The organism is Janthinobacterium rivuli (genome assembly GCF_009208735.1).
Lineage (GTDB): Bacteria > Pseudomonadota > Gammaproteobacteria > Burkholderiales > Burkholderiaceae_D > Janthinobacterium.
Genome location: NZ_WFLJ01000092.1, coordinates 1 through 261, shown reverse-complemented (window position 1 = coordinate 261; position 261 = coordinate 1). Strand labels below are relative to the sequence as shown.

The following is a 261-nucleotide window of genomic DNA, read 5'->3' as shown; positions in this document are numbered from 1 at the left end:
GACCTTGGTCCAGCAGTTTGCGGAACATTTCCACGCCGGTGCAAGTCGTTTTGACGGTATCGGTGATGCCGACGATTTCGATCTCTTCGCCGACTTTGACGATGCCGCGCTCGATACGACCGGTCACCACGGTACCGCGACCCGAGATCGAGAACACGTCTTCCACTGGCATCAGGAACGCACCGTCAACAGCGCGCTCTGGCGTTGGGATGTAGGCATCCAGCGCATCGGCCAGACGCAACACTGCGTCAACGCCCATTT

At 59.0% G+C, this 261-nt stretch carries 1 protein-coding gene; it reads right to left on the bottom strand.

Translation table 11 applies throughout. The features are described 5' to 3' along the window. Window positions 1-261 (bottom strand): EF-Tu/IF-2/RF-3 family GTPase (locus GCN78_RS29070; RefSeq protein WP_264372710.1); only part of this gene is annotated, 261 nt, incomplete at both ends.